The sequence below is a fragment of the Oscillibacter sp. genome, assembly GCF_028693505.1.
In the GTDB taxonomy this organism is placed as follows: domain Bacteria; phylum Bacillota; class Clostridia; order Oscillospirales; family Oscillospiraceae; genus Oscillibacter.
Genome location: NZ_JAQUVF010000018.1, coordinates 19,562 through 38,262, shown reverse-complemented (window position 1 = coordinate 38,262; position 18,701 = coordinate 19,562). Strand labels below are relative to the sequence as shown.

General features: G+C 59.7%; 9 protein-coding genes. 4 read left to right on the top strand and 5 right to left on the bottom strand.

What is annotated here, in order from left to right; genetic code table 11:
• Positions 1-8 precede the first annotated feature (8 nt).
• From PHI30_RS06985 to PHI30_RS06965, 5 genes are read right to left on the bottom strand one after another with little or no spacing between them, the layout of a single operon-like run.
• A complete protein-coding gene (locus PHI30_RS06985) occupies positions 9-1,676 on the bottom strand; it encodes an AMP-binding protein (RefSeq protein WP_300025802.1) in 1,668 nt (555 codons plus the stop codon).
• A complete protein-coding gene (locus tag PHI30_RS06980) occupies positions 1,673-3,223 on the bottom strand; it encodes an HD domain-containing response regulator (RefSeq protein WP_300025800.1) in 1,551 nt (516 codons plus the stop codon). The genes PHI30_RS06985 and PHI30_RS06980 overlap by 4 nt, the downstream gene beginning before the upstream one ends.
• The gene (locus tag PHI30_RS06975) at positions 3,220-4,038 is read right to left on the bottom strand and encodes a HAMP domain-containing sensor histidine kinase (protein WP_300025797.1); all 819 of its coding nucleotides are present in this window, start codon (positions 4,036-4,038) and stop codon (positions 3,220-3,222) included. Before PHI30_RS06975 ends, PHI30_RS06980 begins: the two co-directional genes overlap by 4 nt.
• On the bottom strand, positions 3,969-5,102 hold the full coding sequence (locus PHI30_RS06970) for a histidine kinase N-terminal 7TM domain-containing protein (RefSeq protein ID WP_300025794.1): 1,134 nt from the start codon (positions 5,100-5,102) through the stop codon (positions 3,969-3,971). The genes PHI30_RS06975 and PHI30_RS06970 overlap by 70 nt, the downstream gene beginning before the upstream one ends.
• Positions 5,092-12,762 carry a non-ribosomal peptide synthetase gene (locus tag PHI30_RS06965; protein WP_300025791.1) on the bottom strand — a complete coding sequence of 2,557 codons (7,671 nt, stop codon included), beginning with the start codon at positions 12,760-12,762 and terminating at the stop codon, positions 5,092-5,094. Before PHI30_RS06965 ends, PHI30_RS06970 begins: the two co-directional genes overlap by 11 nt.
• A 390-nt stretch (positions 12,763-13,152) precedes the next feature.
• Here PHI30_RS06965 and PHI30_RS06960 point away from each other — a divergent pair, with 390 nt between their 5' ends.
• The 4 genes from PHI30_RS06960 to PHI30_RS06945 all read left to right on the top strand — a co-directional run bounded on the left by PHI30_RS06960 (position 13,153) and on the right by PHI30_RS06945 (position 18,697).
• On the top strand, positions 13,153-14,502 hold the full coding sequence (locus tag PHI30_RS06960; protein ID WP_300025789.1) for a VWA domain-containing protein: 1,350 nt from the start codon (positions 13,153-13,155) through the stop codon (positions 14,500-14,502).
• Between the two features lie 142 nt (positions 14,503-14,644).
• Positions 14,645-16,348 carry an ATPase, T2SS/T4P/T4SS family gene (locus PHI30_RS06955; RefSeq protein WP_300025787.1) on the top strand — a complete coding sequence of 568 codons (1,704 nt, stop codon included), beginning with the start codon at positions 14,645-14,647 and terminating at the stop codon, positions 16,346-16,348.
• A gap of 30 nt (positions 16,349-16,378) precedes the next feature.
• A complete protein-coding gene (locus PHI30_RS06950; protein WP_300025784.1) occupies positions 16,379-17,434 on the top strand; it encodes a type IV pilus twitching motility protein PilT in 1,056 nt (351 codons plus the stop codon).
• A 45-nt stretch (positions 17,435-17,479) separates the two neighbouring features.
• The gene (locus tag PHI30_RS06945) at positions 17,480-18,697 is read left to right on the top strand and encodes a type II secretion system F family protein (protein ID WP_300025781.1); all 1,218 of its coding nucleotides are present in this window, start codon (positions 17,480-17,482) and stop codon (positions 18,695-18,697) included.
• Positions 18,698-18,701 lie beyond the last annotated feature (4 nt).

The following is an 18,701-nucleotide window of genomic DNA, read 5'->3' as shown; positions in this document are numbered from 1 at the left end:
CTCTCCTGTCATTCCACGTAGCGTTTAATTTTTTTTGTTCCGGTCTTGGGGAATTCCTTCTCCCGGATGGTCACCATTTGAATCTGCTGATAGGTGGGCAGCTCCGCGTTCATTTTAGCAACTTCCTTTTGCAGCAGATTCAAAATTTCATAGGAAGTCATGCCCTGTATCCGTTCGGGGTCCGGATAGATGCTGGCCGTCAGTTTTACATCATCCACCGAGGTGCCGCTGGCCGCTCCGTACACCATGACCTCTTTCACCAGCGGAATGGACGCAAAAAGGTTTTCCAGCTTTTCCGGGGAAATCTTTTTTCCGTTTTTAAAGACAATCAGATTTTTCTTCCGGCCAGTCAAATACAAAAATCCGTCCTTGTCCTGATATCCAAGGTCTCCGGTTTTGAACCAGCCGTCCTCCATCGCCTCGGCGGTCTCCTCGTCGTCGTGGTAGTACCCCTGCATCACAGAGGGACCCCGGGCATACACCTCGCCCTCCACCAGCTTCACCTGCGCGGTTGGCAGCGGCAAACCGACAGAGCCCATCTTGTTGGCCTTCCTGCGGTTGACCGAGATCAGCGGAGAGCACTCCGAGATGCCGTAACCTTGCAGGATCTGCACGCCAAAGAGGTCGAACTCCTCAGAGATCTCCCGGCTCAGATGCGCGCCGCCGCAGATAATCAGGCTCAAATTTCCAACCGCTTTTTTTCGGATATCCTCCAGAACCTTCCCGCAAAATGGCACGCCCACCTTTCTGGTGACCGCGTTCATTTTCAGAACTTTCCGCAGCCCGGCGGCTTTCCCGGCCCGCTCCGCGTTCAGCCAGATCTGGTTGTGGATGGTCTCCACCATCAAGGGCACTGCCAGCATGGTGTCCGGCTGCGCCATATGAAGCTCCGCCATGACCGTTCTGAGATTCCCGTTGATGTAAAGGTGCGCTCCCTGCTGAAACGAGATGAGCACAGCGCAGCTGAGTCCGTAGGCGTGGTAGAACGGCAGCGCGGTGAACACCTTTTCCTGAAAACAAACGTAGGAGCCGCCGTCATACACGTTTTGCAAAACCGCCTTCTGGCTGAGCATGACGATTTTGGATTTGCTGGTGGTGCCGGACGTGAACACCAGCACGGCAGTCTGATCCGGCCGGACCACAATATCCGCCGCGCTGTCCTCCCCGGCGTTCAGACGGGCAAAGCCAAGCGCGCACAGCTCCTCGCTGGTGGCCACGCCCTCCTGCGTTCCCTCTATCAGCACGATCTTTTCCACCGTGCCCTCTGCAAGCAGAGGCTCACAGATGCCAAGGAAGGTGGACGACAGAAAAACAGCCCGGACATCCGCCCTGCGGAGCATATCCCGGATGCCTTCATCCGACTGTTCAATATCCAGGCACACCGCCACACAGCCGCAGGAAACGGCGGCCAGAAAGGTCACCAGCCACTCCGCGTTGTTTTCACTGGCAATGGCAATGTGCGCCCCCGCAAGACCTTGGGCGCAGATGGCCTCCCGCAGGGCGCGGACCCGATCCACCAGTTCCCGGTATGTATAGCCGTATTCCTCTTTTCGCCGCGTATACCAGGAGAGGGCGGGTCTTTTTGCAAAAAGCGCACCGATCCCGTTTAAAAATTCAGGAAAGGTATCATAGCACGGAGCTTGATAGTCCGGCTTTTCATTTGGCATGTTTATCATGATTTCAGCTCCTCTATTTTATCCCACATGGCAGCGTCGTATCCCTGATGGTCCGCTTTGGCTGCCCGCTCAAGAAAGCCCGGCTCCTCTACCAGTCCCACGAATACGTCTACCAGCGCAGGATCAAATTGGCCGCCTTTTTCTCTCTTTAGTTCCTCAATTGCCCGCTCAAAGCCCAAACTGTCGCGGTACCTGCGATCCGACGTCATCGCGTCAAAGGAGTCCGCAACGGTAATGATTCTGGCCTGCTCCGAAATATCCGTGCCGGCAAGCTGATCCGGATACCCATGGCCGTCGTATCGCTCGTGGTGGGCACGAACCGTTGGGAGGATATCATGAAAGCCGGTGATTCCGGACAGCAGCTTCTCTCCCCGGACCGGATGCGTCTTGATGACGGCGAATTCCTCGTCCGTCAGCGTATCCGCTTTCGAAAGGATCTCATCCGGAATCGACAGCTTGCCAATGTCATGAAAGAGTCCGGCCACCTTCAGCCGGGTACAGTAGGTCTCGCTCCGTCCCAGGCGCCTTGCAAGCTCCACCGCGTAAAAGGAGACGCGGTCGGAATGATTGCGGGTGTAAAAATCCTTTGCGTCCACGATGTCGCGCACCGTGGTGATGATCTCGGCATAGTTGTTCCGCAGGCGGCTGTATGCCCGATCCAGCTCCTTGCTTTTTTCCTGCACCAGTTCGTGAAGAAAAATGTTGGAAAGGGCCGCCGACACCTGACGTGTGAACACCTCCAGCAGCTGGAGATGATCGTATCCCACCGCTTCCTTCAGCTCAACGCTTAGAAAGCCGATCATTGCCTGCGTCCCGTTGGTCAGCGGAAAAGTCATCTTCTTTTCCGCCGTCACCCGTCCGTTTTTCTCCAGCTCCTGAAAAAGCGGCTCCAGCGCGCTCTCCTCCGGCGCAGACACCTGCGTTCCGGCGGCAGAGGAAAGATAGCGGCGCGTCCCCGCCTCGTCATGGCGCATTCCGCAGCGGACCAGATCCAACACAAGGACGCTGCCCGTGCAGTGCAGCAAGCCCGTCACTTCCTGTATCACGTTTTCCATGATATGCTCTGCGCTTTGCAGCTGGTAGATGCCGGGCAGCGCCTCCATAATGGAGGAAAGGCCGTTTTGATAGCTTTGGATCGTCCGCATTTGGCGGATGGATTTTACGCAGGACTCCACCAACAGCTCCAGCTGGTCGAATCGGTCGCTTTTTTCATAATAGCCTTGAATATCCAGTGCGCGAATGGTGCGGATAGGCGGAGCCATCGTCTTGTGGCCCGTGAGCAAAATGATGAAAAGCTCCCGATTGAATTTTCTGATCTCTTCTACCACCTGATCGCCGCAAATGGGCGTCATCAAAAAATCCAGCAGCAAAATATCGTATTGCCCGTTCCGCACCCGTTCAATCGCCTGCAGCGGATTGTTTTCAACGTCCACATGATAGCCCGAACGCTGGAAATACGCCTGCACCGTTGAGGTCATGATGGGATCGTCGTCCAGCGCAAGGATGGAAAACGTGTTTTCCGCCGCCTTTGCTTTATGCTGTCTCATAACGCATCGCCTCCTTTTACGACATTGGCCCGTCCGTGGTTGGTTTCATCCAGCGGGATCGTCATCCCGATGATCGTTCCTCCACCCGGATTTTCTTCCGCCCACATGGACCCTCCAAATTTTCCGCGGACCACAGCGTTGGAGATATAAAGGCCCAGTCCGCTGCCTTGGGTGCCCTTACTGGTGACCATCTCCTTGAAGAGCCGTTTCCGAACATTTTCCGGGATTCCTGTGCCGGTATCTTTTACATAGAGCATCAGCTGCCCGTCCTCTTCGTTCATGCCGATGATGATGTTTCCGCCGCCCACCTGTTTTTGCGCGTAGATGGCGTTGGAGATCAGATTGCCCATCACCTGAATCAAATTGTTGATGTCGCCCCGCAGGGTGATGTTTTTCCGGGTGTCGCACTCCGGGATCAGCGTGCAGCCGCTGGAGACCAGCTCGTGGCGCATCAGCAGCGTGGTGCGCTTGATCAGCTCGTCCAGCGTGAACACGGATTCCTCAGACGCGCTGACGTTGGTGGCCTGCCCCTTGATGGCGGTAATGATATCGGACATGTAGGCAGACGCGTCCTGCACCTTTCCAAGCCAGTCGCGAATCTCGCCGTAAATCTCCCGGTAATCGTCCGCCGTGACCACAGGATCGTCCAGGCTTTGCAAACACTCGTCGATCAGCCCGTCCGCCGCCGCAATGCAGCCGGAAATGCTCATAATGGGCGTTTTCAGGTTGTGCGCCAGACCGCCGATCATTTGGCCCAAAAACGCAAAGCGCTCATGCTCCAGCATTTGCTTTTCGTTGCTTTGGAGCTGCTGCATACTTTTTTCAGTTGGGTCATATCCTTGAAAATGATGATATAGCCAGCCGCTTTTTCATTGATGACCAGGGGCGAGACGTCCGTGATGTAATAGCTTTTCTGCACCACGCCGTCTTGGACCAAGGTGGCTGGCTGCTCATAAGAGATGGTGGACTGCGCCTCTTCACAGGCTTCCACCGCCATGATCATGTTGTAAATCGCCGTTTTTTTGGACACGTCCTCCTCTTTGACGCAGTCCCGCAGATACCGGTTTTCCGCAATGCCGTATTGAGAGGCGAACATCTCCGCAAAGGGCTTGTTGTAGCTGATGACCAGTCCCTTCTCGCTCAGGATGACATAGCAGTCGGAGATCCAGTCCAGCAGACGCTGCGTGGCCACCGGCATAATATCCAGCAGGTGGAGCTGATAGATGGCAATGCCGTTGCACACGATCAGAGGAATGAATCCCATGGCCGTGGCCGCGATGGAAAGGTTTGCGTTGGTCCATGTGGCCGCGACGCTTACCAGCAGCGGTGAAAGACCGCCCAGTGAAAACAGCAGTGCCTGCTTGCGGTAAAGCCCGCTGGTGTTTTTCCGGGCAAAATTGATCATCAGGACGATACTTGCGATGATGCAGAGGTAACAGTACGTGCCGGATATCTTCATGAAGGGGCCCAGTATCACCTCGCTGCGAATGATGGAGAACTTGACATATTGCAGATGATGCAGCGGGTTTGTGAAGCAAACCAGCAGCGTGGCCACCGGCATGATGAACAGCAGCCAGCACCAGCGTGGAAGTTTTTCGCAGCCATGGGCAAACACAATGGCAATGCACAGGTAGAGCACCGCGCAAAAATACGCCGACTGGGTAAAGCCATCCAGAATAAACAACATCGTCTCGTGCTCCAGAGGCGTAAATCGCATCACAATGAGCGTCGAGATCCAAATTGCATAAAAGCCCATCAAATAGAGGTAGATGCGATGCAGCAAATGCAGTCGCTGCCGCTTTTTCAGACTCCAGATGAAAAAAAGTGCAATGACGCCCAACAGGAGAACGCATACAACGGTGATCCGGTCAGATATCATGGTCCCACTCCCTCCGATCCAGCCGCTGGGCCTCGTCATAGCGGAATGCGCGCAAAATACGCGCAGGGTCTGGAATTCTCCGGTGGAAGCCCGCCTTCTCCAGCTGCTCCATCGTGCGCTCATTGGTAATCGCAACGGTGGCGGGGGAAGTCTGCGCACGCTGGCGGAAGTCCATCAGCGGGGAGAGCAGGGCGCTGTTCTCCTTTTTCAAGGCGCGCTCCATCCACTGGGAAAATTCGCCGTCGGGCAAAACCTCCAGCCAGGGCGCAATCGCCCGGGCGGACTCCTCCAGCGTGCACGGCTCCGGATTTTGAAGGTGATAAACGGTCATCGGCGCGTTGCGCAGCGCCACCGCCGCCCCCGCGCACCAGTCCACCGGCGTCAGCTCCACGGGAGCCGACGCCATCCCAGCGGGAATGGCGCCCAGCGCGTGAATGCCGCGCATGGTCAGCCAGAAGGCGTTACTCTCGGGGTTTTTCTGGAACGTTCCGTCGCTGCTGCGGCCCACCAGCCGCCCCAGACGGAAGATCCGCGCCGTGAGCCCGGCACGCACCGCCTCCATCACCGCGTTCTCCGCCAGGAATTTACTTCTCACGTACAAATTGGACCGCCAGTCCTGCCCGATGCAGAAATCCGCCTCCGTAAAGACGGCCGACTCGTCCGTTCCCTCCAGCCGCTGTCCGGAAACGCTGCCGGTGGACATGTGGTAGAGCGGCACGCAGGCGGCGCGGGCCAGCTTGATGAGATTTTCCGTACCGGCCAGATTGGTGCGCAAAAACGCCTCTTCATCGGCGGCATAGTGCCGCACATCGGCGGCGCAGTGCCACACCGCGCACAGGCTGCCCGAAACCTGCCGGTACGCCTCCGGTGTGAGGCCCAGTCCGGCTTTCGTAATGTCGCCGGACAAAACCTCGATCCCATCGGCGCAGCCGCCGGTCCAGCCGCTTCCAAAATACCAGGAGAGCGTATCCAGGAGTCTCTGGCGGTCTCCGCCCCGCAGCAGGCAGAAAACCCGCTGGGCGCCCGCGTCCAGCAGCTCCCGCAGCACATGGGCACCTAAAAAGCCGGTGGCCCCGGTGAGCAGCACCGTGCCCACGTTTTTCTGAATCGTTTTTCCCCGGGGCAGCTCCGGCACCAGGCGTGGATACTGCGCAGCCGCCTTTTCCATGTGGGCGGCGGACGCCCCCTCGTCCCCGGACGGCGCGACGGGGGCCGGGGGTTCCGCCCGGCACAGTTCTATGGTCCGCGCATGCTCCATGGGCGCGCCCTTTGGCTCTAGCAGCGCGGCCTGTTCCCGCGCTGTGGGATGATCGTAAAACTGCTGAAGGGACATGACCAGCTTGTGGTTATGGTAGTGACTGAGCACGCTCAGCGCCGCAAGAGATGTGCCGCCCTGGGCAAAGAAGGGCAAATCGTCCCGCAGTCCCTTCCGGCCGAGGACCTGCTCCCAAAGCCCCAGCAACAGCGCTTTGAGATCGTCCTCCTGCCCGGCAGGCGGCGTTTGGGCAGCTTCCGCCGCCGCAGCCACAGGAACCGCCTGGGGCGCAGCCTGCGGAGGAATCGTCTGGGGCGCAGCCTTGGGAGAAACCGCCTCAGGCGCGGTCTGCGGAGGAATCACCGGCGGCAGTGTCTGCACCGGAGCCGCTTGCGGCGGGGTCTGCAAAGCCTGCACGGGAACCATTTGGGGTGTGCGCTCCTCCGGAGCAGTCTCGTTCGGCTCCTCCGCGCCGCCGTCGTAGGACGCGGCCATCTCCGTCAGCGTGCGCAGGTCGATCTTGGAAGAGGCGGTATGCGGCATTGCGGAAAGCGCCACAATGCGGGAGGGCAGCATATAGACCGGCAGCACGGCGCGCATGTGGCTGAGAATTTCCTCCTTGCCGCCGCGCCCGTTGGGGTTTGGCTGATAGAAGGCGCAAAGCTGCATGGACCCGTCGCTGTGGCGCACCGGCACCGTGGCTGCCAGCAGCGCACAGCCGGAGGTCATGATGGCCCCGGTAATTTCCTCCAGCTCGACCCGCTGGCCGTTGAGCTTCACCTGACTATCCCGGCGGCCCCGGAAATCATAGCAGCCGTCCAGCCGCATCCGGGCGATGTCGCCGGTGCGGTACATGCGCTCGCCGGGGAAGAACGGGTCGGGCAAAAACGCCTTTTCCGTGAGGTCCGGACGGGAGATATATCCTGCCGAGAGCACCTCGCCGGCAAGCCACAGCTCGCCGTAGGCGGTGGGCAGCACCGGGCGGCCCTCGTCATCCAGCACGTAGATCCGCCCGTTTTTCAGCGGACGGCCGATGCTGACGGGCCTGCCCGGACGCACGTCCACCATCGTCATGTAAACGGTGGCTTCCGTGGGGCCGTACATATTGACGGTAATGGCGTCTGTTGCTTCGCAGGTCTTTCCCAGCAGCAGCGGCGTGAGCAGTTCCCCGCCGAAGAGCACCAGCTTCAGGTGCTTCGTCGCCTGAGAAAACGCGTCGTTGCTCAGGCACATCTGGAAGCGGGCGGGGGTAAACTGCACAATCTCCACATGGTGGCGCAAAATGATCTCCGCCAGCTTCCACGGGAGCATCATCTCCTCCTCGTCGCACATAACCAGCTGCTTGCCCATGGCGAGGGAGAGCAGCGTCTCGGCGACAAAGGTATCGAACACCAGATTGGTGGTGCACAGAATGGGACCGTCCGCCCGGGCCATCAGCTGGCGCATACTCAAAAACATATTGGATACGGACCGGTGGCAGAGCATCACGCCCTTGGGCTTTCCGGTGGACCCGGAGGTGAAGAGGATATTGCAAAGGTCGCCGTCCGTGACCGGTACCGGCGTAAAGGTCTCCTCCGCCTGCCCCGCCACGTCCACCAGCGTGCAGGGAAGGTCCCCCGGCAGGGCGGACCGGGTCTCTTCGTCGCAGAGCACATGGGTGATCTGGGCGGTTTCCAGCATATAGCGCAAACGCTGCTCCGGGAAGGAGGATAGCAGCGGGACATACGCGCAGCCCGCCTTGAGGATACCCACCATGGAGGCCACCAGCAGCGGTCCCCGTTTCACGGCGATGCCAACCTTCCCGCCATGCTGCACCCCCGCCGCGCAAAGAAGGTTTGCGATGCGGCAGGCCATGCTCTCCAGCTGGGCGCGGGTATACACGGTATCGTGGAAAATCAGCGCGCCGGCGTCCGGGTCCAGCTCCGCCTCCTGCGCGATAAAGGCATGCAGCGGCAAATTGACAAAGGGCGTCACCGTATGGTTCGGCGCGTCGATCAGCGCGATCCGGTCCTGAGGTGCCAGCGCGCCAAGCTCGCACAGGGGCTTTTCCGCGCCGGTCAGGAAGGAGCGGATCAATTGCTCCAGACACCGGAACCAATAAGCCACCGTCTCCGCCTCATACAAACTGGAGGCATACTCCGCCTGGAAGGTATACGCGTCCCCTTCCCGGGCCAGCTCCACCACCAAATCCATCTTTGCCGTTCCGGTGGGAATGGGGCGGTACGTCAGCTTCTCTCCGCCCAGTGTAAAGGCGTCCGCGTCCAGCGGGCGCTGGGTGAACATCACCTGATAGAGGGGACTTTGCGCCAGGCTGCGGGGCAGGTCCAGCGCCGCCACGATCTCCTCCAGTCCGATTTGCTGATGATCCAGCATTTCGTTGACCTCGTTTCGCACGGCGTGGAGATATTCCGCTGTTTTGACATTGGCGGCGGGGGCGAGGCGCAGCGGCAGGGTATTGATGAAGGGGCCGCACATCTCCCGGGTCTCTGGCAGCAGCCGTCCCGCCGAAGGCACGCCCACGATCAGATCCTCCCGGCCGGAAAGGCGGGAGAGCAGCAGGGCGAAAGCCGCGAGGAACAGCATGTAGGGCGAAAGCTCCATCTGCGCGCAGTACGCGTCACACGCCGCGCTGAGCTTGGGGTCAAGGGTAAGGGCGGCGGTATTGCCCCGGTAATCGAAGTGATGCCCTCTTGCAAAGTCCGTGGGCAATTCCATCGGCTCCGGCAGCGGGGAAAGATGCTGCTTCCAGTACTCCACGCGTTCGTCGCCGCGCTTTTCCGCAGAGCGCTGCCACGCGTAATCGAGATAGCTTAACGTGCTCTCGTGGAGCGCGCCGCCTTGATACAAAGCGTCCAGACGGCGCATCAAAACAGGGGTGGTCAGCCCATCCCCGATGATATGGTGCAAATTGATGAGCAGGGACCACTTGCCTTCCTCCTCTTCCCACACCGTGGCGCGCAGCAGTGGCGCGCGGTCCATATGGAAGGGCGCGAGCAGCGTCTTGCAGACGGACGCAAAGTCCCCGCCGGAGAGGGCGGTCAGCTCAAAGGAAGCCTGCGGCGCGACTCTTTGGAAGATGCCGTCGGCCTCCTGCACAAACGCCGTGCGCAGAAGCGGTTCCTCCTCGATCAACCGGGCAAAGGCCCGCTGCAAGCGGGAAAGGTCGGGTACGCCGGCCATCCGGAAAGCGCCGGGCATCTGATAGGCAACGCCCGTGGGGTCCAGACAGGACTGGACGTAGATCCCCTGCTGGGCAGGAGAGAGGGGGTAGCGGTCCGCCTTGGGCGCGGGACGCAGATGGGGCGCGGGCGCGGCCGCGCCTCGATGGGATTCCAGCAGCGCGGCCACGCGCCGCGCGTTATGGCAGGTATAGAGGTCCGCCACCCGCAGCATGGGGCCGACGGTCTCCGCGATGCGGCTGATGGTCTCCATGGCGTTGAGGGAATTGCCGCCGCAGAGGAAATAGTCGCTTTGCACGCCCAGATCGGGTTTTCCCAGCACCTGTGCGAAAATTGCCAGCACGGTCCTCTCCGTCTCCGTTTCCGGCGCGGAATTTCCGCTCACCGTAAACGAGGGAACGGGAAGCTTGGCCTCGTCCACCTTGCCGTTGCCAGTTAGCGGGATGGTCTCCACCCGCACGATGGCGGCGGGGACCATATAGTGGGGCAGATACGAGGCCGCAAAGGAGAGAAGTTCCTCCTCCGGAACCGGGCGCTCGGCGGTATAATACGCCACCAGAACGCTCTCGCCCGCCTGCTCCAAAACCACCGCCGCGCACTGCTTGACTTGGGGATGCGTGCACAGGCAGGCGGAGACCTCCTGCGGCTCCACCCGCAGTCCCCGCAGCTTGACCTGCCGATCGGTGCGACCGCCCAAAACGATTTCGCCCTCGCTCGTCCAGCAGGCGGTGTCGCCGGTGCGGTAGAGCCGCTCGCCCAGCTCGAAGGGGCTGTCCAAAAAGCACTCCTCCGTCAAGTCGGGGCGGTTGCGGTAACCCAGTCCCACGCACAGTCCGCCAATATAGAGATTGCCGTATACGCCCACCGGAAGCGGGTTCATCCACGCGTCCAGCACATAGAGCCGGCAATTTTGCATGGGCGCGCCCGCCGTAATGGCCGCCGCCTCATTCAGCCGCTTCAAGCTCACGCCCACCGTGGCCTCCGACGGGCCGTACTGGTTGTAAATCGAGGCATGGGTGGCTTGGCGCAGCCGCTGCAAAAGATCGCTGGGAAAGGCCTCTCCGCCGCAGACCAGACTTTCCATCCGGCGCAGCGCCCGACGAAAGTTCGGGTGCTTCATGAGCGCCGACAAGCGGGAGGGCGTTATGGACAAAAAGCCCACGCCGTATCCTTCGATCAGCTCCGCCAGACGTCCGGGGGACTCCAGATCACGGTCCTCCGGCAGAAGGATCGTCCGGGCGTTGAGCAGCGCCGCCGCGCTTTCCAGCAAAAACGCGTCAAAACCCACGCTGCAAAGGGACACGACCGCACCGGAGCCATACACCGGAGCCATGGCGTCCGCCAGATTCAAAAGACTCCCCCGGGAGATCTCCACGCCCTTGGGCGCACCGGTACTGCCGGAGGTATACACCACATAAGCAAGGTCGGAGGGCTGCGCGGAGCGCGCCGGAAGGGTTCCGGCGGACAAATGCTCCATATCGATCATGCGCAGGCCCAAATCCACCGCTGCGGAGCACGCCGTCCCCTCCGTGATGAGGACTGCCGCGCCGCTTTGGCGCAGGATTTCCCGCAAGCGGTTTTCCGGCAGGTCCGGCGATAGCAGAACAAACGCCCACCCGGCGCGCAGAATCCCCAGCATCGCGGCAAACAATCCGGGCTTTCTGGGCAGCAAAACGGCCGCCAGTCCGGGCTGCTTGCTAACAGGCTCCAGCGTCGACTGGACCTGCGCGGCAACTTCCTCCAACTGGCGGTATGTGGTGCGCCCACCGGCACAGATCAAAGCGGCCCGGTCCGGGTGGCGGGCCGCCGCGTCGGCAAAGCGCTGATACAAATCCTCATCGTACAGGGGCGTGTCCGTGCGGTTGAAGGTGTAGAGCACCCGCTCCCGCTCCTGCACCTCCAGAATTGGCAGGCGGCACACGGGCACATCCGGCGAGGCAAGGCTCTCCCGCAGGATGTTCATGAGGCACCCATGCAGGTCCTCAATCTCCCGCTGGGAAAAAAACTGCGTGAGATAGTCGTAGTCCACCGCGTAGCGGTGCCCCTCCTCCACGTTGCTCAGATGGATGCAAAGCTGCTCCATCTGGTAGCCGCTGTAATGCCAGCGCCCGGAAAAGGACACCGACGCGTCCCGGCTGGAGCGCATCTGCCCATTTTGATAGGACAGGGCAATATGAAAAAGCCGCCCGTCTCCGCTGCCGGAGCGCTGGGCCAGGCGCTGGATATGAGGAAAGGGCATCCGCTGATGGCGGAGCATTTCCAGCCACTGCTCGCCAAGGTTCTCCGCGCATTGGCGCAGCGTCCAGTCCCCATGCAGTTCATTGAAAAACGGCAGGGTATTTACAAACATCCCGCTGGTCTGCTTGAAGCGATAGTCGGTGCGGTTGAAAATCGGCACGCCGATGGTGAACCGCTCCGCGCCGCCCATCCGCTTGAAATAGATGGCCAGAGCCAGATAAAAAACCGTAAAGGGCGCCACGCGGTTTTGGGCGCAGTAGGTGTAGATCGCGTTGTTCAGCGCCTGGGGCAGCCGGAAGCTCTTCCGCCGTCCCACAGGACTGGCAGCGGCACTTTTCACACTTTTCAGCACGGACGGCTCCCCCGAGCGCTCCAGCACGGACGACCAGTACCCCTCGTCCCGCCCATAGGCCCGGGACTTGAGATACTCCGTCTCCTCTTTGACGTGCAGTTCATAGCTTGGGCAGGGGTCTATCGCGGCCTCTTTGCCTGCCAGCAAATCAAGATACGCCTGTCCGATTCGATTGCACAGGAGAATCTGCGTCCAGCCGTCGGAAATGATGTGATGCAGCTTCATCACAAGCCCGCCGTCCTGCTCCCCCGCGCGAAAGAGGAGGAACCGGTACAGCGGCCCCTCCAGCAGTGGAATCGTTTCCCGCGTCACCGCCGCTTCCCAGTTTTCAATCCCCTCCCGGCTGGTCTGGGTGAAATCGTACACCGGGAACTGCTCTTGTACAAAAGCAGCCTGATACTGCACCGGCAGGCGGTCGTGCAAAGCAATCCGGGTGCGCAGCGACGCATCCGCCGCCAAAACCAAATCCACGCTTTGCTGTAAAACAGTCAAATCCACTCTGCCGCGAATGCGCAGAGTGGTGCAAATATTATTGATGGACGTTCCGGGACACGCCTGCTCCAACGACCAAATATTTTGTTGACTGAGGGACAGGGGAAATTCGCCGCAATTTCCCGTCTGGAACACGTCCATCATACCGCCTCCTGCCGTTTTTCCTGCATTTTTTCGCAAGTTACTTTATTTTTACCATTTTTCGCCCTACATTACAAGTCGATTCTAGTAAATATTCGTCGGAATTCAAAAAGAGCGCCCGCCGTTTCCCTCGTGCCGTGCTGTTTGCGCCTGACGGAAAGCGAGTACCCTCCCCGTTTCTATTGCTGGAACTTTATCCATTTATTGACACAGAACCTTGCGTTTTGACATAATTGTGTTATAATTGCAGAAGTTTATGGAAACCCGTTTGGAACGGGCATCCTGACCACCTCAATCAAGTGGGAGAGGCCTTTGATGAGAAGAAAAATTATCACGCTTACATGGGTGCTTTGGTTGGCGCTTTTATGGAGCCCAGCCGCAAACGCATTTTCTGTGGAACAGGCGCAGGCGCTCATGCCGGAAATGGATGTATATCTATACGACGAGTCCAAAGAGCTTCCATCCTGCACGCCGGAAGATTTTCAGGTCCAACTGGAGGATTTGCCGCTGAATGTGGAGAGTCTGGCCCCTTCCGAACAGGGTATTTTCTATTTTTTCATGCTGGACGTGTCCGCATCCATTCCGCAAGCGCACTTTGAAGCCGCCAAGAAGTCTATCCGAAACGCCTACGCGGCCATGCGGCCCCAAGACCAGCTCTCTGTGATCACCTTTGGAAACGAAGTATCGCTTTTATTGAGCGGCAGCGAGTCCCGCCAGCAGGTTTACGACGCGCTGGACGCGCTTTCCTGCCAGGATGCCCACACGAAATTTTACGACGCGATGGACATGCTGATTGAGACCGCCGGCGCCACGGAAAACATGCGGCGCGTCGCCGTCGTGATTTCCGACGGGATCGACGATACGGACGCGGGAATGACACAGTCCGAGCTGGAGCAGCTGCTTGGGCGCAGCGGCATCGCCGTCTACGCCCTGGCCATCGACAGCGCGGGCGAGCAAACCACGCAGACATTCCGCAGTTTCATCCGCCTTTCCGGCGGGGAGCTGTATTCATTTGGTCCCGCCAACGCGGAAAGCGTTGCCGCAGACCTGCTGGGGCGGATCGGAACCGTGTGGCATCTCAAGCTGACGGCAGATACGAACATCGCGGACGGGCAGGCCCACACGCTGTCCATCCGGCTAAAGGACGCCGCCCCCGTTCTCACCGAAGTAACCACGGAGCACTGGGTCCCCGATCACAAGGCCCCGCAGGTCGCGTCCCTCCAAGCGGATGACGCCGGCGCCATGACCGTGCAGTTCTCAAAGCCGATGCTGGGGCTGGAGGACGGCGCGCATTTTCTCCTGAAAAATCCCTCCGGTCAGGACTTTCCGGTAACTGTGGAACAAGTTGCCTCCGCCGACACGGTAAAGCTGCTTGCCGCAGGGCTTTCCAAAAGGGACGGCTGGACCCTCACCTTATCGGGGCTGACAGACGCCTCCATGGAAAAAAATCCGCTGCCTGTGATAACGCTTTCTCTGGCCGACGGATCGGAAACGGCAGCGCCGGGCGCTGCCCCGCAGCCGCAGACTGCCGCCGACACGGGCGACGCAGACGCCGGAATGACGAGCGTGGTTCTTCTCGGCGCCCTCCTGCTGGGCGCAGTGGTTTGCGGGATCTGTTTGCTCTTATTGCTGCGGCGCCGGGGCGCCGGGAAGGGTCCCTCCACCCCGGTGAAAAAACGCCGGACGGACGACAAGCAGCAAACAGTCCGCTTCCTGTTCCACGAGGACTCTCACGAAAAATAGGGCGTCCGTCCGGGATCGCGCCAAGACGGGAGCAATCACTGGTTTGAAATCCGCAAATGGTTAAACGAAACCCGATATGCTGCCATAGGCGGGGCCATTTAAAATTTCGTGCGCATCGTGTGCATAAAGGTGTGTGAATGACATGGATCGATCCAATACGAATTACAGGCTGGGCGACCTGCTGGTGATGCGCGGCATCATTACAAAAGAACAGCTTCAGGCGGCGCTTGCCATGCAGCAGAAGGCGCACCGGCAGCTGGGCGAGTGTCTCGTCAGCTTGGGCGCCGTGACGGAGGATGACATCGTCAACGTGCTGGAGGTCCAGCTGGGAATTTCCCGCATCGACCTGCGGGGCATCCGGATTGACCCCAACGTCATCGGTCTTGTCAGCGGCTCCGTGCTGCGCAGGCACACCGTGCTGCCCATCACCTTTGCCGAGGGCCATTCCAACGTCCTCATTCTGGCCATGGCAAACCCCATGGACATGGTCGCTCAGGACGATATCTCGATTATTACAAACTGCTCCATTGAGCCGCGTATTGCCACCGTGGGCGAAATCAACACGGTGCTGGACCGGTATTTCGGCACGGACGAGGCCATGTCCGCCGCAGAGCAGTACTCCAAGGAGCGGGAGTCCCAGCTCCAGCAGCTGGCCGCAGCCACAGCCAGCGAGGAATCCGAGCTGGACAACGCCCCCATCGTGCAGCTGGTGCGCTCCATCATTGAGCAGGCGGTGCGCCAGCGGGCCAGCGATATTCACTTTGACGCGCTGGAAAAACAGCTCCGGGTCCGTTATCGCGTGGATGGCGTGCTCAGCGAAAAAATGATGTACGACATCTCTCTTTTGCCCGCCATCGTCACCCGCGTCAAGATTTTGGGCGGAATGGACATCTCCGAAAAGCGAAAGCCGCAGGACGGGCGCATCACCACCACCGTGGACCGCAACGAATACGACATCCGTGTGTCCGTGCTGCCCACCTCCTACGGCGAAAAGATCGTCATGCGGCTGGCCTCCACCGTGGCCCTTACCCGCACCAAAGCGGAGCTGGGTATGCAGGACTGGGAGCTGGAGCGCTTTGACCACATTCTTTCCAACCCCAACGGCATCATTTTGGTGACCGGCCCCACCGGAAGCGGCAAATCCACCACCTTGTACACCGCGCTCTCGGAGTTCAACCGGGAGAGCGTGAACATCATCACCGTGGAGGACCCCGTGGAAGCCAACATTCCCGGCATCAATCAGGTGCAGGTGAATCCAAAGGCCGATCTTTCCTTTGCGGCGGCGCTGCGCGCTATTTTGCGGCAGGACCCGGACATTATCATGATCGGCGAGATCCGGGATTACGAAACAGCCTCTATCGCCGTGCAGGCGTCCATCACCGGCCATCTGGTGGTGAGCACCCTGCATACCAACAGCTCCGCATCCACCATTACCCGTCTTTTGGACATGGGCGTGGAGTCCTACCTCCTTGCCGACTCCGTTGTCGGCGTCATTGCCCAACGCCTGGTGCGCAAGCTGTGCAAATCCTGCCGGAAGCCCCGGAAGGCGTCCGCCGCCGAAAAACAGCTCCTGGGCGTCTCCGAGGCGGAGGATATCACGGTGTACACGCCCTGCGGGTGCCCTCTTTGCGGAGAAACCGGGTTCTACGGGCGAATCGGCGTCTATGAAATCATGGAGATGACGCCGGAGCTGAAGAAAATCATCACCGCGAGGGGCTCCGCAGAACAAATCAAAGAAAAAGCGCTGAAACAGGGAATGCGTACGCTGCGCATGAGCGCGGCAAAATATGTGTTGGACGGCGTCACCACCATTGATGAAATGCTGAAGGTTTCCTTTGAAGGGTGAACGCTCCGGTGAAAAGAGGAATGGATATTCATGCAGAGTTTTGAAGAGTTGATCGCCAGCGCGATTTCCATGCGCGCTTCCGATCTGCATCTGAGCGTTGCCATCCCTCCCACCGTCCGCGTGGATGGGGAGCTGACGCCCATGGGCGAGACAAAATGCACGCCGGACGATGTGCGGTCTGTGGCAGAGAGTATTATGAACGAGCGCCAGAAGGAAACTCTGGCGGAATGCGGCGAGGTGGACTTTGCCTACTCCTCCCCGCAGGTCGGTCGATTTCGCATCAACATCTTCCGCCAGCGCGGGTCCATCGCCATGGCTGTGCGCGTGCTGAACCTTCGCATTCCCACGCCGCGGGAACTGGGGATTCCCCAGGTGGTGGTGGACCTGTGCGCCAAAAAGCGGGGGCTGGTGCTTGTCACCGGCGCCACCGGCAGCGGCAAATCCACAACGCTGGCTTCGCTCATCAACGTTATCAACGAAACCTATACCCACCACATCATCACGCTGGAGGACCCCATTGAGTACCTGCACAAGCACCGCAAATCCATTGTGAACCAGCGGGAGATGGGAAGCGATTCCAGAGATTATGCCAGCGCTTTGCGGGCGGCCCTGCGGCAGGACCCCGACGTGATTTTGGCGGGAGAGATGCGGGACCTCGAGACCATTTCCATCGCGGTCACCGCCGCGGAGACGGGACATCTGGTGTTCTCCACGCTGCATACCGTGGGCGCGGCCAACACCATTGACCGTATCATCGACGTATTCCCGCCCTATCAGCAGCAGCAGATCCGCACGCAGCTGGCCGACGTGCTGGAGTGTGTGGTCTCCCAGCAGCTGGTGCCTAATGCATCCGGCAAGGGCCGCGTTGCCGCCATCGAAGTCATGCTCTCCAACAGCGCCGTGCGCAACAACATTCGCGAGAGCAAAACCTTCCAGATCCACTCCGTCATGCAGACCAACCGCAAAATTGGGATGTGCACCATGGACGACGCGCTTTTGGACCTGTTCCGCTCCGGCGCCATCTCCCGGGAGGATGCGCTCTCTTTTGCGCAGGACCGTCCCACGCTGGCAAAGCGCCTGCTGTGATGGTCTCTCCCCTTTTGCCCATTTTTACAGTTTGGATGTGATACTTTGGCTAGTTTTTCTTATATCGTTCTGACCCCCGCCGGCAAGGAGCGCAAGGGCACGCTGGAATCCGAAAGCCGGGAAACCGCCGCCGCGGCCCTGAAAAAAGACGGTGACACCCTGATCTCCCTGAACGAGGCGGGGGCGCTGTCGAAAAATCTGGAGCTGGGCTTTTTCAAGGGTCGGCCCAAACCCCGGGACATGGCCGTTTTCTGCCGGCAGTTTGTCAGCATCGTATCCGCCGGCGTCACGGTGACCACCGCGCTGGAGATGCTCAGCGACCAGACGGAAAACCGTGCCCTCTCCGCGGCGATCAGCGGCTGCCGCATGGCGATTCAGGCAGGCGCCTCGCTGTCGGATTCCATGCGGGACTATCCCCGGATCTTTTCCTCGCTGTTTGTCACCATGGTGGCCGCTGGCGAGGTGTCCGGCAGTCTGGACGTCTCCTTCACCCGCATGGCGGACCACTTTGAAAAGGACGCCAAATTAAAGGGCTTGGTGAAAAAAGCCTCCATCTACCCCATCGTCGTGTGCGTGGTTGCCGTGGTCGTGGTAATGGTTTTGCTGACCTTCGTCATTCCGACCTTTGAAAGTATGCTCACGGACCTTGGCGTGGAGCTGCCCGCCGTGACCAAATTTGTTCTGGGCGCCAGCAAATTCATGCAGGGCTATTGGTGGCTGGTGCTTTTGCTGATCGCGGGTTTGGTTGCGGGCATCAAATACGCCCGGGGAACGGAGGGCGGCCAGCACCTGTTCGGCAGGCTGGGCCTGAAACTTCCGGTGATTGGAAAGCTCACCGTCAAAACCGCCTCCGCCCGCATGTCCCGCACCCTGAGCACCCTGCTGGCAGCCGGTATCCCCTTGATCGACGCGTTGGAGATCACCGCAAACACCATGACCAACGTCTATTTCCGGGATGCCCTCCTCAGTGCCAAAGAGGATGTGGGCATGGGCGAGCCGCTGTCCCAAACGCTGCTTCGCAGCAGCCTGTTTCCCTCTTTGGTGCATCATATGATCGGCATCGGAGAGGAAACCGGCGACTTGGATCATATGCTTAACCGACTGGCTGATTATTATGACGAAGAGGTGGAGCTCTCCACCCAGCAGGTGATGGCCCTCATTGAACCCATGATCATCGTCTTTCTGGCATTGGTGGTGGGAACCATCGTCTTTGCCGTTATCATGCCCATGGGCTCCATGTACTCGGGACTGGACAACCTGTAAGCGC

What these genes read in the sequence shown, in the direction of transcription:
- PHI30_RS06985 (WP_300025802.1), bottom strand. Translation starts at nt 1,676, where the DNA reads ATGATAAACATGCCAAATGAAAAGCCGGACTATCAAGCTCCGTGCTAT.
- PHI30_RS06980 (WP_300025800.1), bottom strand. Translation starts at nt 3,223, where the DNA reads ATGAGACAGCATAAAGCAAAGGCGGCGGAAAACACGTTTTCCATCCTT.
- PHI30_RS06975 (WP_300025797.1), bottom strand. Translation starts at nt 4,038, where the DNA reads ATGCAGCAGCTCCAAAGCAACGAAAAGCAAATGCTGGAGCATGAGCGC.
- PHI30_RS06970 (WP_300025794.1), bottom strand. Translation starts at nt 5,102, where the DNA reads ATGATATCTGACCGGATCACCGTTGTATGCGTTCTCCTGTTGGGCGTC.
- PHI30_RS06965 (WP_300025791.1), bottom strand. Translation starts at nt 12,762, where the DNA reads ATGATGGACGTGTTCCAGACGGGAAATTGCGGCGAATTTCCCCTGTCC.
- PHI30_RS06955 (WP_300025787.1), top strand. Translation starts at nt 14,645, where the DNA reads ATGGATCGATCCAATACGAATTACAGGCTGGGCGACCTGCTGGTGATG.
- PHI30_RS06950 (WP_300025784.1), top strand. Translation starts at nt 16,379, where the DNA reads ATGCAGAGTTTTGAAGAGTTGATCGCCAGCGCGATTTCCATGCGCGCT.